Source organism: Kitasatospora saccharophila (assembly GCF_039529925.1).
Lineage (GTDB): Bacteria > Actinomycetota > Actinomycetes > Streptomycetales > Streptomycetaceae > Kitasatospora > Kitasatospora saccharophila.
Genome location: NZ_BAAANS010000084.1, coordinates 1 through 26,439 on the forward strand (window position 1 = coordinate 1; position 26,439 = coordinate 26,439).

Sequence of the window (26,439 nt, forward strand, 5' to 3'; positions counted from 1 at the left end):
GGAAAGTTGCACTCGCATCACGGAACACGGTCTACCGGATCAGGCCGCGCCGCGAGGGCAACTTCCCAGAATGATCACAACAGAATACGAGCCCTAGACGCCGAGTTGCGCTGCGGCCAGGGCGGTGCCCCGGAGGCGGGCACGGATCTTGGCGAGGGCGGTCTCGCGCGAGGTGGAGCGGTCGTCGGCGTACGGGGCGAAGCCGGTGTCGTCGCAGGTGCCCAGCTGGTCGACGGGGATGTGCCGGGCGGCGAGCAGCACGCGGTCGCGGACCTGTTCGGCGCTCTCCACCCGCGGGTCGGTCGGGTCGGTGACGCCGACGAACACCCGGATGCCGGGCCGCAGTTGCTGCGCGACGAGGCTGAGCACCCGCTCGGGGTCGGGCTCGCTCGCGAGCTGCAGGTAGAAGTTGCCGACGGTCAGCCGGAACAGCTGCGGCAGCAGGCCCGCGTAGTCGACGTCGAGGCTGTGGGTGGAGTGCCGGTCGCCGCCGGGGCCGGTGTGGACGCCGATCCGGGCGCGCTCGGCCTCGCTGAAGCGTGCCAGGAGCTGGTTGTCGAGCTCGACGAACTGCTCCAGGACCCCGCCGGACGGGTCGAGCTTGAGGGAGAGCCGGGCCACTTCCAAGTCGAGCTGGACGCGGTGCGCGCCGGCGTCCAGGCAGCCGCGGACGTCCCGCTCCGCCTCGTCGAGCAGGTCGGCGACGAACTGCTCACGGGGGTAGCCCGCGATGCCGGACGGCGGGTAGAGCAGGCTGAGCGCGGAGGGGGCGGCCACCGCCTGCTTGACCGGGACGGTGGCGTACTTCTGCGCGGCGCGCAGGTACTGCTCGGCGTGGGTGCGGTAGCGGAACGGGCCCTCGGCCAGGGAGGGCAGCCGACGCTGGTGCCCGTCGGCGTAGGGGACGGCCACGCCGTCGGGGTCCAGGTGGTCGGCCCCGTCGAACGGGTAGGTCCAGGCGCCGGCCTTGGCCTGGTCGCCGTCGGCGACCGGCGAACCGGCCGCTTCGAGGGCCTCGACGCTCTCGCGGACGGCGACGTCCACGGCCTTGGCCAGGGCCGTGCTGTCACCGCCGGACATCGCGTTCAGCACGTCGGGCGTGCGGGGAAGGCTGCCGATCGGCTCGGAGGGGATGCTCATGCCAGGACCCTAGGAGCCGAGGCCCGGCTCCCCTCCGGTACACGCGGGCCACGGCGCGGGGCCACACCCATGAGTGACGGGCGGTCAGGAGGTTGACCGCCCCTCGCGGACCGGGTCCGTGGCGTCAGTCCTGCCAGCGGACGTAGCGGTCGTCGAACTCCCCGCCGACGCAGAACTCGCGGCGCTCGCGGATGTCGGAGGCGACCCAGCCGCCGCCCTCGACGCACTGCTCCACGGTGACCGCCGGGTCGAGGTGGCGGGTGTGCGCGGCGGCGGTGGCCGGGGCGGCGCCGAGGGTGAGGACGGCGGCGGCGAGGACGGCGAGCGAGGTGAAGCGCCTGGTGATCGTCATGCCCGGACAACGAGCGCCCGGGGCCGGCGGCACGAGCGCTCACCCGTCCGGTGGCCCGGGGCCCGGCCGCAGCGGGCGCGAACGGGAGCGCCGTTCAGCGCCGGGGCAGGCGGGCGGCGTGCAGGCGGGCGGCGTGCGGGTAGCCGTCGGGGCCGGTTTGGTGCGCGGGGTGTCCTCGCGGCCGACGACGGTCCAGGGCAGGTCGTCGAGCCCGATGACCGTCAGTGCGTGGCGCGCGATGTCGGCGTAGTTGGCGGTGACGACGGCGAGGCCGCCGCGTTCGGCCGCCGCGCGGGCCGCGGCGGCGATGGGCCGGATCAGGTGGGTGTGGGCGAACCAGTGGGCGCGGGCGGTTGCGACGAAGCTGTGCTCGGGCAGATCGGCCGGGGCCAGGCCGAGGCGGCGGCGCAGTCGGGCGGCGGTTGAAGGCGGGAGTGGCGGTCACCCAGGTGAGGGGGACGCTGACGCCGTGCGCGGCGGGCGCGGCCTGCACGGAGCGGCGGTTGACGTCGGCGGTGCCGTCGAAGTCGAAGGCGTAGGTGGTGTAGGAGTGCGGGGCGTCCGTCACGGGGTGAAGTCCACGGAGAGGGCGGCCGGGCCGTGGACGACCCGGTGGCGCAGGGGGCGGATCTCGTCCGGGGGACGGCCGGGCGCAGGTCGGGGAAGCGGGGCAGGGCGGCGGCAAGCAGGGTGCGCAGTTCGACGCGGGCGAGGTGGTCGCCGGGGCAGTGGTGGGCGCCGTGGCCGAAGGCGAGGTGGTTGGCGGCGCCCGGGCGGTGCGGGTCGAAGCGGTCGGGGTCGGGGAGGCGGGCCGGGTCGTGGTGGGCGGCGGGCAGGTGCAGCACGACGCGCCCGCCCGCCCGGACGGGCTGTCCGGCCAGGGTGAGGGGCTCGCGCGCGACGCGGAGCAGGCCGTACCGCAGGACGGTGGCGTGGCGCAGGGCCTCCTCGACGACGCCGCCGACCGGCTCGGGCCGCTCGCGCAGGGTGTCCCACAGGCGGGGCGGGCGCAGCAGGAGCAGGACGGTCGGGCCGAAGACGTGGGCGGCGGTCTCGTGGCCGGCGATCAGGACGAGTCGGGCGAGGGCGGCGATCTCGCCGTCGGTGGGCGCGGGGTCGGTCCGCTGGGCGTGGACGAGGGCGCTGAGCAGGCCGTCGGCGCGAGACCGCTCGGCGCCGCCGGATGCCCTCCGCGCACGCCCGGCACCGTCGCCGCACCTTCGTCCGTCGTCATCGCCGCACTTCCCGGTCACGGCGGCGGCACCGCCCCGGACGCCGCCCGGAGCCCGGAGCAGGGACGGCGCCGAGGGCGTTCCGCGGCGACGCCCCGCTTCAGTCGGCGTGTCCATGATGGCCGGTCCGTTGTCCGGGCGGCGGGGAAAGCCGCGAAGTGCCCGACTGCCCCTCGGACCGGGACCGCCCCTCGGACCGGGACCGTGCGGCGGCCCGGGACCGTGCGGCGGCCCGGGGAGCTTTCGGGCCCCCTCCACCTCGCGCTGCGGGCCCGTCCTCCCGAAGGTTTTCTCCCCTGGCCCTGGCCCTGGTCATCGTCGTCGCCGGCTGCGCCCTGCTGGTGGGCCTGGCTGCCAACCGCTGCCTGTGCTCGCTGCTGCTGCTGAAGGAGGACTGCGACACCGGCATGCCGGTCGGGCGCGATGGGCCGTTGTGAGGAGGTTGTGCAGGATCGCGCGCGTGCGCACCACCATTGCCGGGATATCACGCTCCGCCATGGCTGAATACTTTGGGTCACCACCTCTCTTGTTTCTTCTCGCGGATCCCGGCGAAAGGGCACAGCCATGTCTTCGACCGTGTGCAGGACGACGAACACCCCCAAGGCGCGGCGGTGGCCGCCGCCGCGCTCGCGCTGAGCAGCTGTCTGGCGCTCGCCGCCCCGGCGGCCACCGCCGCGGCGGCCCCCACGGCAGATGCGGTGCCGACCGTCTTCTTCGGCGACTCCTACACCGCCAACTTCGGCCTCTCTCCCGTGAACCACATGGACAGCGAGCGGGGCTGGTGCTTCCAGGCCAAGGACAACTACCCCGCCGTCGCCGCGCGGACCCTGGCGGGCAAGGGCGTCGACCTCACCGTCCAGGGTGACGTCTCCTGCGGGGGCGCTGTCGCCGCGAACGTCTGGACCAAGCAGCAACTGCCCTTCGGCGCCGGGGAGGTGGACGAGCAGTGGAAGGCGCTCAAGGGCGACACCCGGCTGGTGGTGGGCAGTATGGGCGGCAACACGCTGGGCTTCGCCGAGATCCTCAAGCAGTGCTCCGACAAGCTCCGCCAGCCCTCCCTGCTGCCCGGCGAGCCGGTCGACGGGGACAAGCCGGCCGCCGAGTGCAAGGACTTCTTCGAGACCGGCGACGGCAAGCAGTGGCTGGACTTCAAGCTCCAGGTCGCCGAGGACGACCTGGACCAGATGATCCAGGTCCTGCACTACAAGGCCTGGGACGCCGACGTCGTCCTGGTCGGCTACCCGCGGCTCGTGCCCCAGTCCGTCGCCAAGTGCGCGAAGGCCGCCCCCGGCCAGAGCGAACTGCCGTTCGCCGACATCCCCCAGGACGCGCTGCCCGTCCTGGACCAGGCCCAGAAGCGGCTCAACGACGTCATGAAGAAGGTCGCCGAGGAGAACGACGCCACCTTCGTCGACCTCTACGCCCAGACCGGGGCCAACACCGCCTGCGACGGCGCCGACCGCGGCATCGGCGGCCTGCTGGAGCCCTCCAACCTCGACCTCATCGGCCAGAAGGTGCCGTGGTACGCGCACCCCAACGAGAAGGGCCGCGACCTCCAGGCCCAGCACGTGGCCGCCACGATCGAAGAAGTCTTCAAGAAGAGCTGACCCAGCCCCGCGCTTCCGCAGGGTGCGGCCCCGGGACCGCCACCGCGGCCCGGGGCCGCACCCTGCGACGGGCACCCGGCCACCAGGAGGATGGCGCCCGGGGCTGCCCGCCCAGGCGTGCCCGCTCCGCACGCCGGCCTTCCAACCGCTGGGACAACTCCTCGATTTCGGCGTCCAGGAACCGCCGGCGGTTGCGGACGGCGGACAGGTGGAACGCCTCGCCCCCGGCGAGGGCGACGTCGAGCTGCATCAGCTCCTGCCGCAAGGCCCGGCCACCCAACTCCTCGAAGGTCAGAGCCGGACGGCCGTTCCGGGCCTCGGCAAGGAGAGTGGCAGCCACAGGACGCACACCGCGCCGGTCGTTGTGGACGAAGGCGAACGCGGTGAACCGGCCCGCACGCCGCCCGCGCGCGCTCTCCAGGTCGTCCTGGAACTTCTTCCTGACGGCCTTCACGCTGACCGTCTGCGGACCGTAGCAGGCGTAGGGCCGATTGTCGTTCAGCAGCAGCCCGTCCGAACCTTAATCACCCAGGTTCCCGGGTGATCGCGCGTTCAGGAACCCCGGGGTGCGCATCGGCACCATCGCGACGGTCTTCCTCGTGTTCGGGCACTTCTCGGCCTACGCGTTCGTGAGCCCGGCCCTGCAGGAGCTGTCGGGCATCGACGAGAGCCACGTCGGTCCGCTGCTGTTCGGCTTCGGTGCGGCGGGCATGATCGGCGACTTCGTCGCCGGCTCGGCGCTCTCGCGCGGGTGCACCGGAGCGTGCCGGTCGTCGCCCTGTCCCTGACGGTCGCGATGCCGCTCTTCGCGCTGCTGGGCCGGACGGCGGTCACCGGCACCATCCTTCTCATCGTCTGGTGGCCGCCCTCCCGCGTACGTGTTCGGCGCCCTCCCCGCCTTCTGCAGGGTGCCGAAGGCGGGGGCAACTCGCCGGGTGGGGAGGTGCGGTGGCGGTGGCGGGGGTGGGGCCGGTCAGATGAGGCGGTCGTGGTGGGTGGCGGCGGTTCGGCGGATGAGGTGGGCGAAGCGTTCGTGGCTGCGGCGTTGGTGTTCCTCGGCCTGTCGGTCGGTTCGGGCCCCGGTGTCGCCGAGGTCCTGGTCCTCGTCGGGGTCGGCGTACCGGCTGTGCAGGAGCCAGCAGCCGTGGATGCCGGCGAGGAGGTCTTCGAGGAGGTCGCGGGCGGGGCGTTTGGGGTCGAGGGGGGTGAGGCGGACGGCGACGTCGTCGAGGTCGGGGTCGGCTTGGCCGGTGTGTTCGGCGACGGTCTCCTCGAAGTCTTCGAGTTGGTCGCGCAGGGAGACGGGGTCGAGGAGCAGGCCGTCGGTGATGTGCATGGCGTGGCGGACGAGGGCGGTGACGGCTTCGTTCGGGGTGGCGCCGTCCTGGATGAGGCCGAGGACGAGGGTGGGGGTCTCGTGGGGGAGGGATTCGATGGCGTCGGCTGCGAGGACGACGTCGGTGGGGTCCTCGCCGGAGGATCCGGCGGCGACCTCGGCCGCGGCGGCGAGCCAGTGCGCGGCGGCGACGGCGGCCGCGGTGGGGTCGACGGTGGAGAACAGTTCGGCGGGGCCGAAGGGGTCCTGCTCCAGGAGCCGGTCGGCGGCGGCGACCTGGACGGGGGAGGCGTCCTCGCAGCTGAGGAGGACGGCCTGCTGGGCGCGGCCGGTGAGGTCGCCGAGTTCGGCGCTCTCCACCGCGGCGAGTTCGCGGGCGGCCTCGGCGAGGACGGCCCCGGTCAGGGCTTGGTCGGCCAGGTGGTGGAGGGCGCGGCCGATGCGGTGGGCGGACTCGACCAGCGGGCTGTAGGAGACCGCCAGGGTGCCGCCGTGCGGCAGGTGCGGCTCGGCGATCGCGCCCGGGACCTCCTCGAACGCCGTGCGTTCCCTCTCGCGGCGCCAGCCCTCGCTGTCGGGCTCCAGGGAGCCGGCCGCGCCGACCGGGTGGGTGTAGGTGCGCCAGGCGGCGTCGGAGAGTTGGGTGAGGGAGCGGGCCAGGGCCAGCAGGGCGGAGGGGTCCGCGCCGTCCGGTAGGGCGGTGACGCGGGTGGAGAGGTCGCCCTCGCCGGTGCCCCACGAGGCGATCAGTCCGTGCTGGTCGAGGTCGACGCTGTAGCGCGTCATGGGCCCTACCTCCGATGCCTGTTCTGGGACTGCTGCCTGTTCTGGGACTGCCGGCGCCGGGCAATTCTGACGCACCGGCAGGCGGCGGGAGCGGCGAATCGCAGGAGGCTGGGTACGGCCGGGCGGGCACGAGACTTCACCGGCCGGGCGGGCACGGGACTTCACCGGCCGGGCCGGCCCCGGCGCGGTCCCGGGCCGGCGGTCGGCCGGGCCGGGCGGGGCGCGGGTGGCCCGGTGCGGCGGAGGGTGGTCGCGGCGGTGGGGTCGGCGGGGTCGGTGGGGTCGTCGGGTTGGAGTTCGATGGCGCGGCGCAGGGGTTCCATGCGGCGGGGGAGGGGGTGCCAGCCGGGTTGGCCGGCCATGTCGGTGTTGAGGTCGTGGACGGCCCGGGCGTAGGCGCGGGCGAGGCCGCGGAAGTGCAGGGGCAGGCCGGGGCGGGGGTGGCCGCTGGGGGCGATGCTGACCCACAGGGCGGCGGTGGTCTCGTTGTCCGGGCCGGGGGGACGGGCGGCGTCGCGGACGGTGAGGCGGGTGCGGACGGTGAGCCACTGGCGCAGCGCGGCGCGGGTGGGGTCGGAGAGGGCGATGGTCTCGGTGGTGGGCGGGGCGTGCGGGTCGCGGTGCTGGGGGAGGCGGGTGAGGCGGATGGTGCCGTGGTGCAGGTCGAGGTCGTGGGTGCGCAGGGCGCAGAGTTCCCCGGCGCGGCAGCCGGTGTCCAGGACGGTGGCGATGACGGCGAGGACGCGGGTGCGGGCGGCGCTCTGGCCGGGGCGGGTGGCGTTCTCCAGGTGGCCCAGCAGGATGCTGCGGGGGCGGGCGGCGACCACCTCCCGGAGTTCGACGGCGGGCCGCTCGCGGTCGGGGAGGGCGAGGGGCAGGCCCGCCTCGGTGGCGAGGATGCGCAGGCAGTCCTCGCGCACCCGCATGGACGCGGGGGAGGGCTGGTCGGGTCGGGCGGCGGGTTTGCGGCGCAGCAGGCCCTGTTCGGCGGCGGTGAGGTAGGCGGCGAGGGTGGCGGGGGCCAGGAGCGTGGTGAGGGAGGCGGCGGCGGTCGGTGGGATCGCGTCGCGTTCCAGGGCGGTGCGCAACTCCCCGGCGACCCAGCGCAGTTGCTTCGCGCGGGAGGCGCCGGTGGGCGGCCGGCAGGCCCGGTCGACCACCGCGTCCAGGGCCTCGATGGAGGGTGCCGCTGCCGTCGGTGCGTCCGCCATGGATGCCACCCTAGCGCCGGGGTCGGACGGTTCCCGGGTCGGACGGTTCCCGGGCGGGAGGGTTCCGGCATCTCCCGGACATCTCCCGCAAGAGTATGTATGTATGAATAACTGGCTTGAGGCGGGATCGTTGGGTGGGGTCGACGCCGTGGTGCCCTCCTGGCCCGGCTCGCCGTATGCCGTGGTGACCGTCCTTCGGCAGCAGTCGGGGGTGCGGAACTACCGGGTGGTGGGTGGGAGTTCGCCGGAGCCGCGGGGGATGAGGCGGGTGGGGACGGTGACGGTGCGGGCCCGGGTGCGGTCGCCGTCGAGGCGGGCCAGGGCGAGGGTGGCCGCGGCGGTGCCGATGGCGGTGGGGTCCTGGGCGACGGTGGTGATGGCGGGTTCCAGGACTTCGGCGAAGGGCAGGTCGTCGAAGGAGACCAGGGCGACGTCGCGCCGGCCGGCCCGGGTGGTGCCCAGGACGGTGCCCATGGCGGCGAAGTTGTTGGCGGCGAGGATCGCGGTGGGCGGCCGCGGGTCGCGCAGGGCGCGCTGGACGGCGTCGGCGGCCTCGGTCTCGGTGTGGCCGTCGAGGACGAGGGTGCGGTCGTAGGGGAGTTGGGCGGCGTCGAGGGCTTCGCGGTAGCCGGCGAGGCGTTCGCGGCGGGTGTAGAGGGTGGTGGGGCGGTCGCCGACGAAGGCGATGCGGCGGTGTCCGGCGGCGATCAGGTGGGCGGTGCCCGCGCGGGCGCCGTCGCGGTTGGAGCTGACGACGCTGTCGGCGGTCAGGTTGGTGCCGGGGCGGTCGAGGAAGACCACCGGCAGGCCGTTCGCCCGGGCGGTGCGCAGGTGGGCGTGGTCGGCGCCGGCGGTGGGCACCACCATCAGGGCGCTGACCCGGCGGGCCAGGAAGGTGTCGATCAGGGCGCGTTCGCGGGCGGGGTCGTCGGCGCAGGAGCCCATCAGGAGGGTGAGTCCGCGTTCGCGCACGGCGCTCTCGATGCCGCCGGCGACGGAGCCGAAGAACGGGTTGCCCATGTCGGGGATGATCAGGCCGACGGTGCTGTCGGGGCCGCCGACGCGGATGTTGCGGGCCATCAGGTTGGGTTGGAAGCCGAGTTTCTCGACCGCGGCCATGACCTTCTCCCGGGTCTGTCGGGAGGTGGGGCCGTCGCCGTTGAGGACCCGGGAGACGGTCTTGGCGCTCACGCCGACCTCCTGGGCGATGTCGGCGAGCGTGGTGCGGCGGGGCGCGGGCATGGACCACCGTTCCGGCTTCGTCGGGCCCGGGCCCCGCCGCGGCGGGCGGGGCCCGCTCTGGTCAGTTCGGGCGGGCGCCGGCGGCCTTCGCGGCGGCGGCGTCCGCCACGACAGTACCGCTGCCGTCCCGGCGGACCGGCCGGGGCGGCGGCGGGGTGGGAGATCTAGGGAGAGCGCTCTCCCTGATGGCGGGTCGAAGCCTGCCGGGACGTCCTTCCGTAGCCGTCATCGTGGGGTGGGGGAGAAATTCAACTCTTGAACAGAAGGTCACCCGGTCACCCCCGGGGGATTCACCGGTCTGATCGCCCCGATCTCGTGTTGTCCATCGGCTGCCGCAAGCGTTCTCCTTCCTCGGGTGCCGCCCCGCCCCGGCGCCCTGACCTCGGATTGAGTCAATCTTGTGTAGTGCGAATGAACGAGCGCGGTCCGTGTTGCACGGAATGTCCACCCCGTCATTCGCATATCGGTCTTCGCTGCACCGATTACTGTTCAACTTTTCTGGATCTGTTCACTTCATTGACTCGGATGCGACGCGGCGCAATCATCGCGTGATGAGAGAGCGCTCTCTCGGTCATGACCACGTCAGGAGAGATGTTGTGACAGGTAGCCCCCCACATCGCGCCTTCGCCGCACCACCCCGCCCCCTGATCCTCGCGTTCGTCGCCGTCCTGATCGCGACCCTCGCGCTCGCCGTGAACCAGGCCGCCCCCGCCCGGGCCGAGGGCACCCTGCTGTCGCAGGGGAAGACCGCCACCGCCTCCTCCACCGAGAACGGCGGGACGCCGGCCTCCGCCGCGGTCGACGGCAACACCGGCACCCGCTGGTCCTCGGCCGCCGCCGACCCGCAGTGGCTGCAGGTCGACCTCGGCGCCACGGACACCGTCACCTCCGTCGTCCTCACCTGGGAGGCCGCGTACGCCAAGGCGTACCGGATCCAGACCTCCACCGACGGCACCACCTGGACGGACGTCTACACGACCACGACCGGGCAGGGCGGCTCGGAGACCCTGGCCGTGAACGGCACGGGGCGCTACGTCCGGATCCTCGGCACCCAGCGCGCCACCCAGTACGGCTACTCGCTCTGGGAGTTCCAGGTCTACGGCACGGCGGGCACCGGCACCGGTACCGGCACCGGCGCCTGCTCGACCACCAACGCCGCCCTGAACCGGACCGCCACCGCCTCCTCCACCGAGAACGGCGGGACGCCGGCCTCCGCCGCGGTCGACGGCAACACCGGCACCCGCTGGTCCTCGGCCGCCGCCGACCCGCAGTGGCTGCAGGTCGACCTCGGCTCCTCGCAGAACGTCTGCGGCGTCCAGCTGTCCTGGGAGAACGCGTACGCCAAGGCGTACCAGGTCCAGGTCTCGGCGGACGGCGCCACCTGGAACACCGTCTACTCGACGGCCGACGGCCGCGGCGCGACCGAGCTGATCACCCTGTCCGGCACCGGCCGGTACGTCCGGGTCCTCGGCACCCAGCGCGCCACCCAGTACGGCTACTCGCTCTGGGAGTTCCAGGTCTTCACCGGCGGCGGGGGCGGCAACCCGGGCGGCAACCCGGGCGGCGGGAAGACCCTGCTCTCGTACGGCAAGCCCGGCACCGCCTCGACCTCCCAGGACAGCGGCAACTGCCCGGGCTGCGCGCCGGCCAAGGCCTTCGACGAGGACCCGGCGACCCGCTGGGCGACCAGCGACACCAACGGCTGGGTCGACCCGGGCTGGATCTCGGTCGACCTCGGCGCCACCGCGCACGTCACCCAGGTGGTGCTGCAGTGGGACCCGGCGTACGCCAAGGCGTACCAGATCCAGGTCTCGCCGGACGGCAGCAACTGGACCAGCATCTACTCCACCACCACCGGCAAGGGCTTCAAGGAGACCCTCGACGTCGACGGCACCGGCCGGTACGTGCGGATGTACGGCACCCAGCGCGCCACCCCGTACGGCTACTCGCTGTGGACCTTCGACGTGTACGGCACCGGCGGCAACCCCACCGCCCCGCCCGCCCTCCCGCCGAACCCGGCCAACCCGCCGCGCCTGGTGTGGAGCGACGAGTTCAACGGCGCCGCGAACACCAAGCCGGACCCCGCCAAGTGGACCCAGGACCCGGGCAACGGCCAGAACGGCGAGCTGGAGCTCTACACCAACGGCGACAACACCAACCTGGACGGCAACGGCAACCTCGTCATCGAGGCCCGCAAGGAGGCCAACGGCCAGTACACCTCCGGCCGGATCAACACCCACGGCCACCTCGACTTCACCTACGGGCACGTCGAGGCCCGGATCAAGGTCAGCGGCACCCAGGGCCTGTGGCCCGCGTTCTGGATGCTCGGCTCGAACTTCAAGTCCGGCACGCCGTGGCCGAACTGCGGTGAGATCGACATCATGGAGCACGTCGGCAAGGTCGCGGACTCGGTGTACTCCACCCTGCACGCCCCGGCCTACAACGGCGGGGGCGGCTACGGCTCGCCGTACACCCTCGCCGGGTCGGACTTCGCCTCCGACTTCCACACCTACGCCGTCGACTGGGACTCCACCCACATGACGTTCGCGGTGGACGGCCACAGCTTCTTCACCGTCGACCGCTCGACGCTGGAGCAGACCCGCGGCCCCTGGGTGTACGACCACCCGTTCTACATCATCCTCAACAACGCCGTCGGCGGTGACTGGCCCGGCAACCCGGACGCCACCACCGTCCTGCCGCAGAAGATGATCGTCGACTACGTCCGCGTCTCGCAGTGACCGCGGGCTCCGGGACCGGCCGTTCCGGTCCGGTCCCGGAGCCCCTCCCCGCCCGGCGTCCTCGACGCCGCCGCGGACGCCCCCACCCCCACACCCCCACCCCACCCCCACCCCGCACCCCGAGCCGACGGCCGTCGGCCGGGGTGCCCCTTCGCCGACTGGAGCCGTCGTGCGCCGTCCTCATCCGCGAACCGCCCTCGCCGGGCCGCTCGCCGCCCTCCTGGTGGCCGGGGCCCTGGCCGCCCTCGGCAGTCCGGCGGCGAGCGCCGCCGACCAGCCGTGGACCAATGCCGCCCAGACCCCCGACCAGCGCGCCGACGAACTGCTCGCCGCGATGACCCAGGCCGAGAAGCTGACCATGCTGCACGGCGGGCCGTCCTGCGGCTACGCGGGCTGCGTCCCGGCCAACACCCGCCTCGGCATCCCCGCGCTGCACTTCCAGGACGGCCCGGTGGGCGCCGGCGACGGCCTGACCGGCGTGACCCAGCTGGCCGCCCCGGTGGCCGGCGCGGCCAGCTGGGACCCGGAGCTGATGCGCGCGTACGGCCAGGTGCTCGGCGCCGAGCAGTGGGGCAAGGGCACCAACGTGGTGCTCGCCCCGACCGTCAACATCGTCCGGGACCCGCGCTGGGGCCGGGCCTTCGAGTCGTTCGGCGAGGACCCGTACCTGGCCGGGCAGATCGGCGCCGCCGACATCGCGGGCATCCAGAGCCAGGGCCCGATGGCCCAGGTGAAGCACTTCGCGGTCTACAACCAGGAGACCAACCGCAACTCGCTCGCCGACAACGCGGTGGTCTCCGACCGGGCCGAGCGGGAGATCTACCTGCCGGCCTTCGAGGCGGCCGTCCAGCAGGGCGTCGACTCCGCGATGTGCTCGTACTCGGCCGTCAACGGCGCCTTCGCCTGCGAGAACGGGCCGCTGCTGAACGGCGTCCTCAAGGGCGACCTCGGCTTCAAGGGCTTCGTCACCGCCGACTGGGGCGCCACCCACTCCACCGTCGCCTCGGCGAACAACGGCCTGGACGTGGAGATGCCGGGCAGCGACTACTACGGCACCGCGCTGACCGACGCGGTCAACGCCGGGCAGGTGTCGCAGGCGACGATCGACGACCACGTCCGCCGGGTGCTGGTGCCGATGTTCCGCCGCGGCCTCTTCGACCACCCGCAGAACGGCGACCGGGACGCGGTGGTCACCACCGCCGCGAACGCCGCCGTCGCGCAGCAGGTCGCCGAGCAGGGCAGCGTGCTGCTGAAGAACGACGCCTCGGTGCTGCCCGTGGCGCCGTCGGTCAAGTCGATCGCGGTGATCGGCGACGACGCCGGGGCGGGCGTGATGACCCAGGGCGGCGGCAGCGCCGCCGTCAACGCCCCGCACGTGGTGACGCCCTACCAGGGCATCAAGGCCCGCGCCGGGGCCGGGACCACGGTGACGTTCGCCCAGGGCGGCCCGTCCGCCGACGGTTCGCTGCCGCCGGTGCCGACCGGCGCGCTCAAGCCGTCCAGCGGCACCGGCACCGGCCTGTACGGCGAGTACCACAACAGCACCGACCTGTCCGGCCCGGTGGTGGCGAGCCGGGTCGACGCGGCCGTCGACACGGTCTGGGGCGGCCAGTCGCCCGCCGCCGGGGTCAACGCCACCAACTGGTCGGTGAAGTGGACCGGCACGCTGACCCCGCCCACCAGCGGCAGCTACCAGTTCTCGCTGAACAGCGACGACGGCAGCCGCCTGCTCGTCAACGGCCAGCAGGTGATCAACAACTGGTACAACCAGGGCCCCACCACCCGCACCGGCAGCATCACCCTGACGGCCGGTCAGCCGGTGAGCGTCGAGGTCGACTACTACCAGGCCGGCGGCGGCAGCAACGCCACCCTCGGCTGGTCGGTGCCCGGCCAGAGCGCCCACGACCAGGCCGTCGCGGCCGCCCGCGACTCCCAGCTCGCGCTCGTCTTCGTCAGCGACTTCCAGTCCGAGGGCTCCGACCTGCGGGACATCGACCTGTCCGCGGCGCAGAACCAGCTGGTCGCGGACGTCGCCGCCGTCAACCCGCACACCGTCGTGGTGGTCAACAGCGGCTCCGCCGTCACCATGCCCTGGGCGGGCTCGGTGCAGGGCATCGTCGAGAACTGGTACCCCGGGCAGGAGGCGGGCACCGCGATCGCCGCGCTGCTCTACGGCGACACCAACTTCTCCGGCAAGCTCCCGGTGACCTTCCCGAAGTCGCTCGCCGACGTGCCCGCCGCGAGCACCGCGCAGTGGCCCGGCCAGAACGGCAGCGTGCAGTACTCCGAGGGCGTGAACGTCGGCTACCGCTGGTACGACGCCAAGAACAAGGAGCCGCTGTACCCCTTCGGCCACGGCCTGTCCTACACCACCTTCGGGTACTCGGGCCTGACCGTCTCCGCCCCCGACGCCGCGGGCAACGTCGCCGTCGGCTTCGACGTCACCAACACCGGCACCCGGGCCGGCTCCGAGGTCGCCCAGGTCTACGTCGGCCAGCCCGCCACCAGCGGCGAACCGCCGAAGAACCTGCGCGGCTTCCGGAAGGTCACCCTCGACCCCGGCCAGAGCCGGCACGTCACCCTGACCCTGGACGCCCGCAGCTTCCAGTACTGGAACGGGAGTTGGACCACCGCCGCCGGCACCCACACCGTCTCGGTCGGCTCCTCCTCCCGCGACCTGCGCCTGACCGGCCAGACCACCGTCACCGGCAGCACCGGCACCGGCACCGGCGGCAGCCCGGTCCTGCTGCCGCGCACGGGGTGGACGGCGTCGGCCTCGGCCACCGGCGGCAGCGACGTGCCGGCGAACATGCTGGACGGGTCGGCGGGTTCGCGCTGGTCGGCGGGTGTGCCGATGGCCGCGGGCCAGTCGGTGACGGTCGACACGGGTGCGGTGCGGTCGTTGGCGCGGATCACCATGGACTCCGGCGGCAGCGCGAACGACTACGCCCGCGGCTACCAGGTGTTCCTGTCCTCGGACGGGGTGTCGTGGGGCTCGGCGGTGGCCACCGGCACCGGCACCGGAGCCCTCGTGACAGTCGACTTCCCGGCGCAGAGCGCCCGGTACGTGAAGGTCGTGCAGACCGGGACGGCCGGCTCCTGGTGGTCGATCGCCGAGTTCAACGCCTACACCTCCGGCGGCGCCGTCAGCGTGCTGCCGCGCACGGGGTGGACGGCGTCGGCCTCCGCCACCGGTGGCAGCGACGTGCCGGCGAACATGCTGGACGGGTCGGCGGGTTCGCGCTGGTCGGCGGGTGTGCCGATGGCCGCGGGCCAGTCGGTGACGGTCGACACGGGTGCGGTGCGGTCGTTGGCGCGGATCACCATGGACTCCGGCGGCAGCGCGAACGACTACGCCCGCGGCTACCAGGTGTTCCTGTCCTCGGACGGGGTGTCGTGGGGCTCGGCGGTGGCCACCGGCACCGGCACCGGAGCCCTCGTGACAGTCGACTTCCCGGCCCGGAGCGCCCGGTACGTGAAGGTCGTGCAGACCGGGACGGCCGGCTCCTGGTGGTCGATCGCCGAGTTCAACGCCTACGGCTGAGGACGGGTCGGGCAACCGCTCGACCACTCGGTGCGGTGCGCCGGCGGTGATCGTCGTGGCCGGGGGCCGCGGTGATCACCGCCGGGTGCGTCCGGGCGGGCCGAGGGGAGGGCGCCCCGGTGGCTACGGCTTCGCGCTGGACCCGTTCTCGTCGGGGAGGACGTCGCGGATGCGGTTGTCCACCAGCCGGGTGATCAGGTGCTGCGAGGCGCCGAAGACGATGGCCCAGGCCAGGATCTGGGTGGAGCTGTCGAGGTCGGTGAGGCCCGGGATGAACCCGGCCCGGATCATCGTGATGCCGATGACCGCCGACAGCGCTCCCGACGGGATCTTCAGTGAGGCGGACGCCAGTTGGATCTTGTAGGGCGTCACGGTCCCCCGCCACTCGTGCAGCGACAGGAGGGCGGTCAGGGTGGCCCCCAGGATGCCGCACGCCTCGATCAGGACGACGTCCTTGATCGATCCGACTTGGGTGAGGCCGTGCACCCCGCTGGCGCACACCGGGCCGCCGGTCGGGGCGAAGCAGAGGTCGAGGGGGGCCAGCAGTCCGCTCCAGAGCAGCAGGGGGAGGGCGGCGGCCAGGACGAAGGTGAGGAAGGTCGAGACGAACAGGGTGATGGTGATGTTGCGGATCCTGACGAACTCCCGGTCCCGGTTCCGGTACGCCTCGATGAGCGCACCCAGCAGGGCTTCGCGCTCCTGCGGGGAAGGAGGGGCCTCGGCGTCCATGGACCGCGCGCAGATCTCCTCGATCTTCTCCCGGTGCTGGAACGACGGGCCGAGGTAGCGGAGGAGGTTCGGGATCGTGGCGGCCCTGCGGTGGAATCCGTTGCCGTCGATCGAGATCTGGAACAGCAGGATCTCGGCCGCGTGGATGCTGGTCCAGGTGTGTTCCTTGCTGGCCCCGAGCGGACTGTGCTTGGCGGCCGAAGCCCGTGCTTTCGCGAGGATCTCGGAGGCCGAATCGATCAGGTCCCTCGTGTCGTGGTCCCCGTTCGCGAGGGTCCGCTCCTCGTCGAACTGGGATTGGAGGTAGTCGATCCGGGCCACGGCGTGCGTGTGCCAGGGGGTGCTGTACCACCGGTACTCGGGCGTCGGATGCCGGTCGGTTCCGTTCGATCGATCTGCGCTGCTCATGATCACGTCTCTGCGGTGCGCCGGGAGTTCCCGTCCACCGTCTCACCGGGGGCGGGCGTGCGCACCCCGCGGGAGTCCGCGGGCGCGGGTGGTGGTGCCGGTGCGGCGCTGCCCGCGGGGGCGGTGGTCCGTGCGGGGGGGGGGGGGGATTCCCGGGCCGGGACGGTCAGTTGGCGCTGTGGGCGTCGATCAGCTCGTCGTGCCGGTCCCGCTCCTGGTCGGGGTCGGGGCGCCAGCCCTTGCTGACCTCGTCGAGGTAGTCGGAGACCGAGTCCCGGTTGCGGATCAGGCAGTTGATGCGTTCGGTCATCCGGTCGCGTTCGCGGCGCAGGGTGTCGAGCATCTCGGGGGTGGCGTCGGGGAAGTGGATGGTTCGGGGCTTGTCCAGGCAGGGCAGGATCTGTTTGATGATCCTGATGGGCAGTCCGGCGTCGAGGAGGCCGCGGATCTGCATCACGCGGTCGACGAAGCGTTCGTCGTACTCCCGGTAGCCGTTGGGCATCCGGGCGGAGACGATCAGCATCTGCTCCTCGTAGTAGCGGAGCAGGCGGCGGGAGGTGTTGGTCCGTTCGGACAGCTCCCCGATGCGCATGTGACCCACCTCACACCAGATCCGGTTGACCCTCACATATATGTGAGGGTTCAAACATAGCCGCCATGAGCACACAGTCGCCAGTGGACACTCCGACCGCGGCAGGCGACGGCGAGCAGGCGGAGAGCCGGAAACTCCCGATCCTGGCGCTGTTGGCCCTGACCACCGCGGTCTTCATCACCTCCCTGACCGAGACCCTACCGGCGGGCGTGCTGCCCGCGATGAGCGCCGACCTGGGGGTCAGCGAGTCGGCGATGGGGCAGTCGGTGACGATCTACGCGATCGCCACCGCGCTCACCGCGATCCCGCTGACCGTGGCCACCGCGGCGTGGCGCCGCAAGCGGCTGCTGCTGACGGCCATGGTGGCGTTCGCGGTGGCCAACACCGTCACGGCGCTCTCCTCCGACTACGTGCTGACCATGGCGGGCCGGTTCGTCGCGGGCGTGGCGGCCGGCCTGGCCTGGGCGCTGCTGGCCGGGTACGCCCGCCGGATGGCGCCGGTGCCGCTGCAGGGCAAGGCGATCGCGATCGTGATGACCGGCATCCCGGTCGCGCTGTCGCTCGGGGTCCCGGCGGGCACCTTCGTGGGCCGGGTGTTCGACTGGTGGATCGCGTTCCTGGCCATGTCGGTGCTGGCCGTGGTCGTCATCGGCTGGATCGCGGCGACCGTCCCCGACCACCCGGGCCAGCGGCCCGAGGGCCGGACCCGGATCCTCGGCGCGCTCTCGGTGCCCGGCGTGACGCCGGTGCTGTTCGTGACGCTGGTCTTCGTGCTGGCCCACACCGTGCTGTACGCGTACGTCGCGACCTTCCTCGACCACCTGGGCATGGAGAAGTCCACCGACCTGGTGCTGCTGGTCTTCGGCATCACCTCGATGCTGAGCATCTGGATCGTCGGCGCCCGGATCCACCGCCAGCTGCGGGTCCTGACGATCGGCAGCACGCTGCTGGTCGCGGTCGCGGCGCTGCTGCTGGGGCTGCTCTCCGGCACCCACGCGCTGGTGTACGTCGCGGCGGCGCTCTGGGGCCTGGGCTGGGGCGGCGTGCCGACCCTGCTGCAGACCGCGGTGGGCGACGCGGGCGGCGAGCAGGCGGACGCCGCGCAGGCGATGCTGGTCACCCTGTGGAACGTGGCGATGGCGGCGGGCGGTGTGATCGGCGGCCTGCTGCTGGACGGGATCGGCGCCGAGTCCTTCCCGTGGACGGTGCTGATCCTGCTGCTCCCGGTGCTGGGCGTGGTGGTCTCCGCCAGGTCGCACGGCTTCCCGGCCCGGCGCGGATGACGGGCCGTCAGGAGGCCCTGGGCGCAGGACGGTCGCCGTCCCGCGCCTTCGGGCCGTGCCACGCCTTCGGGCCGTCCCGCGCCTTCGGGCCGCGCCGCGCCGTGGCCGGGCTCGGCTGTCCCCGGCGGCCCGCCGCCGCCGATCCGGACCGAATACCCCGCTGAGCCACCGCACACCGCACAGGAGACAGTCCGCCGTGACAGTGAAACCCCTGAAGCAGATCCACCTCGCCGCCCAACTCCCCAGCGTCCAGCACACCGTGATCTGGTCGGACCCGTCCGCCGGGAGCCAGATCGCCTTCGACTCCTTCGCCCGCCTCGCGCGCACCGCCGAGCGCGGCAAGTTCGACTTCTTCTTCCTCTCCGAGGGCCTGCGGCTGCGCGAGCACAAGGGCCGGGTGCTGGACCTCGACGTCGCGGGCCGCCCCGAGGCGCTGACCGTGCTCAGCGCGCTGTCCGCCGTCACCACGCACCTCGGGCTGGCCGCGACGGTCAACTCCACCTTCAACGAGCCGTACGACGTGGCCCGGCGGGTGGCCACCCTGGACCACCTGAGCGGGGGCCGGGCCGCCTGGAACGTGGTGACCAGCCACGACGCGTTCACCGGCGAGAACTTCCGGCGCGGCAGCTTCCTGGACGAGGCCGACCGCTACACCCGGGCCGCCGAGTTCCTGCACACCGCGCGGGAGTTGTGGGACAGCTGGCGTCCCGGCGACTTCCGGGCGGACGCCGCCGCGGGCGAGTTCGTCCGGCCGGGGGCGGGCCGGTTCGCCCACCGGGGGCAGCACTTCGACATATCCGGCCGGTTCAGCACCCCGGCGGGCCCGCAGGGCCACCCGGTGATCATCCAGGCCGGCGACTCGCCCGAGGGGCGGGAGTTCGCGGCCGCCGACGCCGACGTCATCTTCAGCCGGCACGCCGACCTGGCGGGCGGCCGGGCCGCCTACCGGGACGTCAAGGCCCGGCTGGCCAAGTACGGCCGCGACCCGGAGGACCTGAAGATCATCCCGTCGGTGAGCTACGTGCTGGGCGACACCCCGGCGGAGGCCGCCGAGCGCGCCGACGAGGTCGCCCGCGCGCAGGTGAGCCCGCAGACCGCGCTGATGCTGATGGAGGCGGCCTGGGGCCGCGACCTGTCCGGCTACGACCCGGACGGCCCGCTGCCGGACGTCGACCCGGTGCCGGAGAGCGTCGTCACCAAGGGCCACAACCTGTACCGCAGCCGGGGCCGCGAGGAGACCGTCCGGCACTGGCGCAAGACCGCCGAGGAGCGCGGGCTGAGCATCCGGGAGCTGATCACCGAGGTCACCGCCCGGCCCACCTTCGTCGGCACGCCGCGCCAGGTCGCCGACGCGATGAACGAGTTCGTGCAGAGCGACGCCGCCGACGGCTTCGTCTTCTCCCCGAACGTGGTGCCCGGCGGGCTGGACGAACTGGTCGACCGGGTGGTGCCGCTGCTCCAGGAGATGGGCGTCCACCGCGCCGACTACACCGGCCCCACCCTGCGCGACCACCTGGGCCTGAAGCCCGCCCGCCGCCACTTCGAGGAGACCCCGTGACCCACCTGCACCTCGCGGTCGCCCTGGACGGCACCGGCTGGCACCCCGCCGCCTGGCGCGAACCGGACGCCCGCCCCGCCGAGATCCTCACCGCCCGCTACTGGGCCGACCTGGTCCTGGAGGCCGAGCGCGGCCTGCTCGACTTCGTCACCGTCGAGGACACCCTGGGCCTGCAGACCTCGGCCTTCCACCGGCCCGACGACCGCACCGACCACGTCCGGGGCCGGCTGGACGCCGTCCTGCTGACCGCCGCGCTCGCCCCGCTGACCTCGCGCATCGGGCTCGTCCCGACCACCAACGTCACCCACACCGAGCCGTTCCACCTCGCGATCGGCATCGCCTCGCTCGACCACGCCAGCCTGGGCCGGGCCGGCTGGCGCCCGCAGATCACCTCCCGGGCCGCCGACGCCGCGCACTTCGGCCGCCGCACCACCCCGCAGCTGACCGACGAGGACGTCACCGACTCCGAGCTGATCGCCGCCCGGCTGCGCGGCCTCTTCGGCGAGGCCCACGAGGTGGTCGAGGCGGTCCGGCGGCTCTGGGACAGCTGGGAGGACGACGCGGTGATCCGCGACACCGCCACCGGCCGCTACCTGGACGGCGCCAAGGTGCACCACGTCGACTTCGAGGGCGAGCACTTCTCGGTCCGCGGCCCCTCGATCACCCCGCGCCCGCCGCAGGGCCAGCCGGTGGTGACCGTGCTCGCCCACGCCAGTACCCCCTACGAGCTGGCCGCCGCCGGGGCGGACGTCGTGTTCGTCACCCCGCAGTCCCGCCCGGACGCGGTGGCCAGGCTCGGCGCGTTCGAACGGGCCCGGCAGCGCTTCGAGCGGCCCGCCGCGGAGCCGATCCGGGCCTTCGCCGACCTGGTGGTCTTCCTGGACGAGGAGCCGGGCCGGGCCGCCGAGCGCAAGCAGCGCCTCGACGAGGCGGACGGCGCCGTCTTCGGCTCGGACGCCCTGGTCTTCACCGGCACCCCCGCCGAACTCGCCGACCTGCTGCTGGACTGGCGCGGCACCGGCCTGGACGGCTTCCGGCTGCGGCCGGGCGCGCTGCCGCACGACCTCACGGCGATCACCCGCGGCCTGGTGCCCGAACTCCAGCGGCGCGGCGCGTTCCGCACCGCCTACGAGGCGGACACCCTGCGCGGGCTGCTCGGCCTGCCCCGCCCGGCCAGCCGCTACGCCCGGGCCGGCGCGGAGGGCTGAGCGGAGCCGGGGGAGCCGGAGGGGGGCCGGAGAGGGCCCAATACGGGGGATTCAACTTCAAACATTTCCATTGAGACGGCTGGATGAATGATTCCGGGCGCGGTCCCCAGCGGACCGCGCCCGGAATCATTGCCGCCGTGTGAAATCAGGCGGAGCCGTTCGGTCCGAACCGGTACCAATTCGGACAGATTCCCGTGGAGAACGGCCGGTCCGCGCCCGGCGGGCGCCGGCATTGCTTGCCCTCGGCGGTACCGGGTGTCAGGATATGGGCGAATCGCACGCGGAACGGACAGAATTCCCACGGGCATCTCCCGTCACAGCAGCCCCGTCCGGATCCGGTGCCGGAACCCGTTGGAATCCTCAGGGGAGCAGGTCCGATGCACACTCGCCGCGACCGGGCCGCCGGGCCCACCGCGCGATGTCGCGCCGGTCGATGACCTGATCCCGGCCCCGCCGACCGCCCCTCCAGAGCGCGCCGGGGCCCCTCCGTGCCGTGATGCGACCGTTTATGGAGAGGACGAACGACGTGGTACGCGTGCTGTTGGTCGGAGACCATTCCGCCGTGATCGAATCGGTCCTCTACCGCCTTTTGCGAAAGGGGTACCAGGCCAGGATCGCCGACACCGGACGGGAGGCGCTGGAAATGATTCGCGACGTCGACCTGGTGCTGCTCGACCTCGACCTCCCCGATATCGAGGGGGTCGAGGCCTGCCGGCGGCTGCGGGCCTCCGGCACCACGCCCGTCATCGCCTTCGCGGCCAGCGGCCGCGAGCCGGACCGGGTGCTCGCCCTGCAGGCCGGCGCGGACGACTGCGTGACGAAGTCCTGCCCCCCGCAGGAGATCGTGGCCCGGATCGAGGCGGTGATGCGCCGCACCCGGACCCCCGCCCCCGGGGACGCCGCCGTGCGGGACATCTCGCTGCGCCCGCTGCACATCAACGGCCGCACCCGCGAGGTGCGGGTGGACGGCCGGGTGGTGAACGTCACCGCGAAGGAGTTCGAGCTGCTCTACGTGCTGGCGTCCAACCCGGGCGCGGTGGTCTCCCGCAAGGAGCTGATGGCGAAGGTCTGGGAGAGCGACTGGACGGAGTCCAGCCGGACCATCGACACCCACGTCAGCAGCCTGCGCGGCAAGCTCGGCGGCAACCAGTGGATCATCACCGTGCGCGGCGTCGGCTACCGGATCGGCAGTGGTTGAGTCCGGCGCGCCAGCCGGCGCAGCAGCGGGTGGTCCCCGGGGTCGCCCGGGTCGGTGCCCGCCGCGCGCAGCGCCCACCAGACGCTCGCCAGGTTCGAGCTCAGCAGCACCCGCTCCGGGCCGGTGTCGAGCGCGGCGAGGGCGTCCAGGGTGAACATCCCGGTGCCGGTGAACAGCAGCGCCGCGTCCTCGGGCACCCGCTGCCGGCGCAGTTCGGCCAGCAGCCCCCCGGTGGTCACCGTGTACGGGTCGTACCGGCCGTCGGTGGACACCTGCACCACCCGCTCGACGGCCAGGCCGGCCCGCTCCCAGTAGGAGCGGGAGAGGTCGGTCAGCCACGGCTCGTAGGGGGAGACCATGGTCAGCCCGGTCAGGCCGAGGGCCCGGCAGGCGTCCAGGGTGGCCAGGGCGGAGGAGCGCACCGGGAAGCCGGTGCGGGCGGTGAGCTCCGCGCAGAGCTCCAGGTCGCCGTCGGGCCCGTACAGGTAGTGCGAGGCGCTGCAGGCCACCACCGCGGCGTCCAGCGGCAGCCGGCCGAACCCGGCCAGCACGTCCGGCAGCACCTCGTTGTAGGTGTCCAGCATTTCCCGCAGGGTGCTGCCCGGGGTGATCGGGAAACGCGTGGTGTGCAATTTCGGGCCGCGGCCCAGGAGCCGGGCGTACTCCGGTTCGGCGTTGGGGTTCTCCGGAGGAACGACCAGCCCTATCCGGGGTGCGGAAGGAATGCCCATGGCGATGTCACCCGTCGGTCGGAGGTATTCCTCCCAGGCTATTGCCGGGCGTCCGCACGGACACTACGGGAAACCGTAGCGGCGGGTGTTCAGGCGCTCCGCTCCGGGAGGCCGGCGGGGATTTCCAGGACGTTCAGCGCGGGGGCCAGCTGGGCCCGTCGGCGAATGGCGAGCTTGCGGTAGATCCGGGTCATCTGGAGTTCCACCGCGCGGGTCGAGACCGACAGCGCGGCGGCGATCGCCCGGTTCGTCATGCCCGCCACCGCCATCGCCGCGACCCGCGCCTCGTGCGGGGTCAGCGGCCCGGCCGGGGCGGCCTGGGCGGCCGGGCGGGGTGCGGGTGCGGGCGGCACCGGGAGCCCGCCGGTCGGCTGCCAGGCCCGCACCGTGAACCGGGTCACGGTGCGAAGGCGCAGGTAGGGGTCCTGTTCGAGGAGGCGCAGCACGGTCGCCCGGTCCGGGGCGCGGCACAGCAGCAGCTCCCCGGAACCGTCCTGCCAGGGGCCGCCGGCGATCAGCACGCCCTCCCCGGCGAGGCCGTCCCAGTAGGCCCGGTGCTCCCGCAGGCCGGGCGGCGCGCCGCCCGCGCCGCCCGCGCCGTCGCGGAGGACCAGCTCGACAGCGAAGATCACCCGGGGCCTCCTCCCGTATTCCGGCGGGCGGCCCGCCGGACTCGGGGGAACGCTATCCCGGAATCCCGCCGGATTCGCCACCTCTGACATTCGTCTGACATTCGGCCGGGAAGGTTGACAGAGCTCTGACACGGCGGATCTTGACCCCGGATCGGGGGAGCGGAGAGGCTTGTCACCGGCTTCACCGCACCGAACGGCAAAGATTCCGAACCATTCCCGACGTGAATGAGGAGTGAATACAATGGCACCTCCGGAGAGCGTCGAAGAACTTCCGGGAGAACTGCCCCGGATATCCGACGCCACCCTGCGCGACTCCGCCCACATGGCGGGTGTCGAGTTCGACGCGAAGGACGCCGCGGTCATCGCGGACCTGCTGGTGCGGACCGGCGTGGAACTGGTCGAGGTCGGCATGGTCTCCGGCCCCGACTCGGGCGACGCGGACCTGATCGGGTCGGTCCACGAGACCGTCGGGCCCGAGCGCTCCCTGACCCTGGTCATGGTCCGCGACCGCCGACAGGTGGTGGGGGCACTGGACGAGGCGCTGCGGCTGGGCGTGAGGTCCGTGATGTTCTCGATCCCCACCTCCGAGGAGCACGCCCGGCTGAAACTGGCCTCGCCCAGCACCAAGTACCTGATCTCGCTGGCCCGCACTGCCATCGAGGAGGCCAAGAACCGGGGCTTCCACGTCACCTTCAGCGGTGAGGACGGTGCCCGCACGCCCAAGGAGCGGCTGGTGCCCTACGTGGCGGCCGGCTTCGAGGCGGGCGCGGACCGGTTCCGGCTCGCCGAGACGGTGGCCTGTCTGTCGCCCTGGCAGATGGAGTCGCTGATCGGGGAGATCACCGCGATCGACGGCTCCGAGATCGAGATCCACTCGCACAACATGCTGGGCATGGCGGTCGCCAACTCGCTGGCCGCCTACCGGGCGGGCGCGCGCTGGATCTCCGCCACGGCCGGCGGCATCGGCGAACGCGGCGGCAACGCCCCGCTGGCCGAACTGCTCACCTCGCTGCGGGTGGTGTACGGCGACACCCGCTTCGACCTCAGCCACCTCACCGAGCTCACCAACGCCGCCCTGCGCGGCGCCCGGCTCGGCCACGCCTTCCAGTCCGGCCCGACCGCCGCGCACGCCTTCGCCTACGAGCTGCCCGGCCAGCTGACCCACCCCGAGGCGTACGAGACCCTCCCGCCGGAGGTGGTGGGCAACGTCCGCGGCCTGCGGGTGCGCACCCGGCTGAGCACCCCGCTGGTCCGCTGGGCGCTCGGCGACGGCGCGGACCAGCTCGACCTGGCGGCCTTCACCGCCTGGCTCACCGAACGGCAGGCGCACGGCGAGGACCTGCTCGACCGGGACGCGATCCGCGCCGCGGCCGACCGGTACGCCGCCGCCTGAGCCGCTCCCGCACCGACCGCACCACCCCGCACCACCCCGTACCCACCGTTCCTGGTCCACCGACCCGAACCGACCCCGGAGAACACCATGTCCGTAGCCACGCTCACCGGTTCCTGCCCCGAGTGCGAGACCGACCTGACCACCCCGCCGCTGGTGCAGGGCGAGACCATCGCCTGCCCCGAGTGCCTGCTGACCCTGCGGGTCGAGGAGATCCAGGAGGGCCGGCTGAGCCTGCAGGCCGTCGAGGTCCAGCTGCGCGACTGGGGGCAGTGAGCCGATGACTCGAACCGTCGCCCTCGTCGCCGACCGGGTGGGCTGGGAAGAACGCCACCTGATCGACACCGCCGCCGGCATCGGCCTGCACATCGAATGGGTCAACGACGAATCGCTGGCCCTGGGGGACCAGGACGCGGCCGCGCTGCGCGACCACGCCGCCGTCCTCGTCCGCAGCCGCAGCTACACCCGGGGCGGCCTGATCGCCACCCTCACCGAGGCGGCCCGGATCCGGACCCTGAACACCGCCTCCGCGATCCACGCCTGCGAGAACAAGCTCACCCTGCGCGCCCAACTGCGGGCCGCCGGGGTGCCGGTGCCCGACTTCCGGCTGGTGCTCTCCCGGCGCGACTTCGAGAAGGCCCTGACCGAACTCCCGCCGCCCGTGGTGCTCAAGCCGGTCTTCGGCGGCATGGGCAAGCGGGTCACCCTGCTGCGCGACGCCGACAGCGCGCAGTCCGTCTACGACTACGTCGAGGACCTCGGGCACGGCTTCGAACAGGCCAGCCTGGTCGAGCCCTACCTGGCCTCCGGCACCTCGCTGCGCTGCTTCACGGTCGGCCGCGAGACGGTCGCCATCGCCGAGTTCCGCAGCGCCGGCACCGACTGGCGCAGCAACGCCGCGCTCGGCAACCGCAACCGGGCCGTCGACCCGGACCCGGAGGTCCGCAAGACCGTCGACGGGGTGCTGGACGTGCTCGGCCCCGGCATCTACGGCATCGACCTGTTCGCCACCCCGGACGGCTACGTCGTCAACGAGGTCAACCACGCGCCCGCCTTCAAGGCGGTCGCCTCGGCGACCGGGGTGGACATCGCCGCCGCCGTCGCCCGCTACGTCCAGGAGGAGACCGGATGATCCGGGTCGGCATCGTCGGGGCTTCGGGCCTGGCCGGCGGCGAACTGATCAGGCTGGTGCTCCAGCACCCCGAGTTGGAGCTGACCTTCCTGGGGGGCTCCTCCAGCGCGGGGCGGCGTCCGGCGGAGTTGCATCCGGGGTTGCGGCTGGACCTCGGGCTGACCATCGAGGAGCTCCCGGAGAGCCTGGCGGGCCGGTGCGACGTGGTCTTCCTGGCCACGCCGGCCCCGGCCTCGGCGGCGCTCGCCGCGCAACTGGCCGACCAGGTGCCCTGCGTGGTGGACCTCAGCGGCGCCTTCCGGATCCGCGACCCCGAAGTGCACCGGCGCTGGTACCCCAAGGCGCGGCGGACGGAGGAGCTGGCCGACCGCTTCGTCTACGGCGTGCCCG

The 26,439-nt window shown here is 73.1% G+C and carries 22 protein-coding genes and 1 pseudogene; 12 read left to right on the forward strand and 11 right to left on the reverse strand.

All coding sequences use genetic code 11. The annotated features are described in order from the left end of the window. Positions 1-93: 93 nt before the first annotated feature. From ABD345_RS36115 to ABD345_RS36125, 3 genes are all read right to left on the reverse strand, one after another. The gene (locus tag ABD345_RS36115) at positions 94-1,140 is read right to left on the reverse strand and encodes a uroporphyrinogen decarboxylase/cobalamine-independent methonine synthase family protein (RefSeq protein ID WP_344558558.1); all 1,047 of its coding nucleotides are present in this window, start codon (positions 1,138-1,140) and stop codon (positions 94-96) included. A 124-nt stretch (positions 1,141-1,264) separates the two neighbouring features. Beyond that, a complete protein-coding gene (locus ABD345_RS36120; protein WP_344558559.1) occupies positions 1,265-1,492 on the reverse strand; it encodes a hypothetical protein in 228 nt (75 codons plus the stop codon). A 317-nt stretch (positions 1,493-1,809) separates the two neighbouring features. After that, the gene (locus tag ABD345_RS36125) at positions 1,810-2,745 is read right to left on the reverse strand and encodes a cytochrome P450 (RefSeq protein ID WP_344558560.1); all 936 of its coding nucleotides are present in this window, start codon (positions 2,743-2,745) and stop codon (positions 1,810-1,812) included. A 557-nt stretch (positions 2,746-3,302) separates the two neighbouring features. On the opposite strand from ABD345_RS36125, the gene ABD345_RS36130 reads away from it, so the two are divergent. Continuing rightward, positions 3,303-4,331, forward strand: a complete 1,029-nt coding sequence (locus ABD345_RS36130) for an SGNH/GDSL hydrolase family protein (RefSeq protein WP_344558561.1) — start codon at positions 3,303-3,305, stop codon at positions 4,329-4,331. On the opposite strand, the gene ABD345_RS36135 is transcribed toward ABD345_RS36130, so the two are convergent. Next, positions 4,318-4,785: a hypothetical protein gene (locus ABD345_RS36135; protein ID WP_344558562.1), complete on the reverse strand. Its 468-nt coding sequence runs from the start codon at positions 4,783-4,785 to the stop codon at positions 4,318-4,320. The genes ABD345_RS36130 and ABD345_RS36135 overlap by 14 nt on opposite strands. A gap of 112 nt (positions 4,786-4,897) precedes the next feature. On the opposite strand from ABD345_RS36135, the gene ABD345_RS36140 reads away from it, so the two are divergent. Next, on the forward strand, positions 4,898-5,119 hold the full coding sequence (locus ABD345_RS36140; RefSeq protein WP_344558563.1) for a hypothetical protein: 222 nt from the start codon (positions 4,898-4,900) through the stop codon (positions 5,117-5,119). Between the two features lie 185 nt (positions 5,120-5,304). Here ABD345_RS36140 and ABD345_RS36145 read toward each other — a convergent pair whose 3' ends face one another. The 3 genes from ABD345_RS36145 to ABD345_RS36155 form a co-directional block, all read right to left on the reverse strand. After that, positions 5,305-6,453 carry a hypothetical protein gene (locus ABD345_RS36145; protein ID WP_344558564.1) on the reverse strand — a complete coding sequence of 383 codons (1,149 nt, stop codon included), beginning with the start codon at positions 6,451-6,453 and terminating at the stop codon, positions 5,305-5,307. A gap of 161 nt (positions 6,454-6,614) precedes the next feature. Beyond that, positions 6,615-7,664 carry a site-specific integrase gene (locus ABD345_RS36150; RefSeq protein WP_344558565.1) on the reverse strand — a complete coding sequence of 350 codons (1,050 nt, stop codon included), beginning with the start codon at positions 7,662-7,664 and terminating at the stop codon, positions 6,615-6,617. Positions 7,665-7,883: 219 nt separating this feature from the next. Further along, positions 7,884-8,906, reverse strand: coding sequence for a LacI family DNA-binding transcriptional regulator (locus ABD345_RS36155; protein ID WP_344558566.1), 1,023 nt, complete (start codon positions 8,904-8,906; stop codon positions 7,884-7,886). A gap of 644 nt (positions 8,907-9,550) precedes the next feature. Here ABD345_RS36155 and ABD345_RS36160 point away from each other — a divergent pair. After that, positions 9,551-11,644 (forward strand): discoidin domain-containing protein, encoded by a 2,094-nt coding sequence (locus ABD345_RS36160; RefSeq protein WP_380276503.1) that lies wholly within the window; start codon positions 9,551-9,553, stop codon positions 11,642-11,644. 169 nt (positions 11,645-11,813) lie between these two features. After that, entirely contained in the window at positions 11,814-15,188 is a 3,375-nt protein-coding gene (locus tag ABD345_RS36165) for a glycoside hydrolase family 3 C-terminal domain-containing protein (RefSeq protein WP_344558567.1), read from the forward strand. Positions 15,189-15,311: 123 nt separating this feature from the next. Here the strand turns inward: ABD345_RS36165 and ABD345_RS36170 are convergent, their stop codons facing one another. Together ABD345_RS36170 and ABD345_RS36175 are read right to left on the reverse strand one after the other, a co-directional pair. After that, positions 15,312-16,325, reverse strand: coding sequence for a hypothetical protein (locus ABD345_RS36170; RefSeq protein WP_344558569.1), 1,014 nt, complete (start codon positions 16,323-16,325; stop codon positions 15,312-15,314). Between the two features lie 166 nt (positions 16,326-16,491). Further along, the gene (locus ABD345_RS36175) at positions 16,492-16,917 is read right to left on the reverse strand and encodes a MerR family transcriptional regulator (protein WP_344558570.1); all 426 of its coding nucleotides are present in this window, start codon (positions 16,915-16,917) and stop codon (positions 16,492-16,494) included. A 65-nt stretch (positions 16,918-16,982) separates the two neighbouring features. On the opposite strand from ABD345_RS36175, the gene ABD345_RS36180 reads away from it, so the two are divergent. From ABD345_RS36180 to ABD345_RS36195, 4 genes are all read left to right on the forward strand, one after another. After that, positions 16,983-18,200 (forward strand): MFS transporter, encoded by a 1,218-nt coding sequence (locus ABD345_RS36180; RefSeq protein WP_344558571.1) that lies wholly within the window; start codon positions 16,983-16,985, stop codon positions 18,198-18,200. Between the two features lie 196 nt (positions 18,201-18,396). After that, positions 18,397-19,758, forward strand: a complete 1,362-nt coding sequence (locus tag ABD345_RS36185; protein ID WP_344558572.1) for an NtaA/DmoA family FMN-dependent monooxygenase — start codon at positions 18,397-18,399, stop codon at positions 19,756-19,758. Beyond that, positions 19,755-20,966 carry an LLM class flavin-dependent oxidoreductase gene (locus ABD345_RS36190; RefSeq protein WP_344558573.1) on the forward strand — a complete coding sequence of 404 codons (1,212 nt, stop codon included), beginning with the start codon at positions 19,755-19,757 and terminating at the stop codon, positions 20,964-20,966. Before ABD345_RS36185 ends, ABD345_RS36190 begins: the two co-directional genes overlap by 4 nt. Positions 20,967-21,474: 508 nt before the next feature. Continuing rightward, a complete protein-coding gene (locus ABD345_RS36195; protein WP_344558574.1) occupies positions 21,475-22,164 on the forward strand; it encodes a response regulator transcription factor in 690 nt (229 codons plus the stop codon). Here the strand turns inward: ABD345_RS36195 and ABD345_RS36200 are convergent. Next, on the reverse strand, positions 22,143-22,895 hold the full coding sequence (locus ABD345_RS36200) for a maleate cis-trans isomerase family protein (RefSeq protein WP_380274998.1): 753 nt from the start codon (positions 22,893-22,895) through the stop codon (positions 22,143-22,145). The genes ABD345_RS36195 and ABD345_RS36200 overlap by 22 nt on opposite strands. 89 nt (positions 22,896-22,984) lie before the next feature. Beyond that, on the reverse strand, positions 22,985-23,527 hold the full coding sequence (locus ABD345_RS36205; RefSeq protein WP_344558576.1) for a LuxR C-terminal-related transcriptional regulator: 543 nt from the start codon (positions 23,525-23,527) through the stop codon (positions 22,985-22,987). Between the two features lie 241 nt (positions 23,528-23,768). On the opposite strand from ABD345_RS36205, the gene ABD345_RS36210 reads away from it, so the two are divergent. From ABD345_RS36210 to ABD345_RS36225, 4 genes and pseudogenes are all read left to right on the forward strand, one after another. Further along, positions 23,769-24,920, forward strand: coding sequence for an isopropylmalate synthase (locus ABD345_RS36210; RefSeq protein WP_344558577.1), 1,152 nt, complete (start codon positions 23,769-23,771; stop codon positions 24,918-24,920). A gap of 87 nt (positions 24,921-25,007) precedes the next feature. Continuing rightward, positions 25,008-25,193: a lysine biosynthesis protein LysW gene (locus ABD345_RS36215; protein ID WP_344558578.1), complete on the forward strand. Its 186-nt coding sequence runs from the start codon at positions 25,008-25,010 to the stop codon at positions 25,191-25,193. A gap of 4 nt (positions 25,194-25,197) precedes the next feature. Beyond that, complete coding sequence (locus tag ABD345_RS36220; RefSeq protein ID WP_344558580.1) at positions 25,198-26,049, forward strand: ATP-grasp domain-containing protein; 852 nt, start codon at positions 25,198-25,200, stop codon at positions 26,047-26,049. Further along, positions 26,046-26,439, forward strand: a pseudogene (locus ABD345_RS36225) (N-acetyl-gamma-glutamyl-phosphate reductase); the annotation flags it as partial. The gene ABD345_RS36220 and the pseudogene ABD345_RS36225, both read left to right, overlap by 4 nt.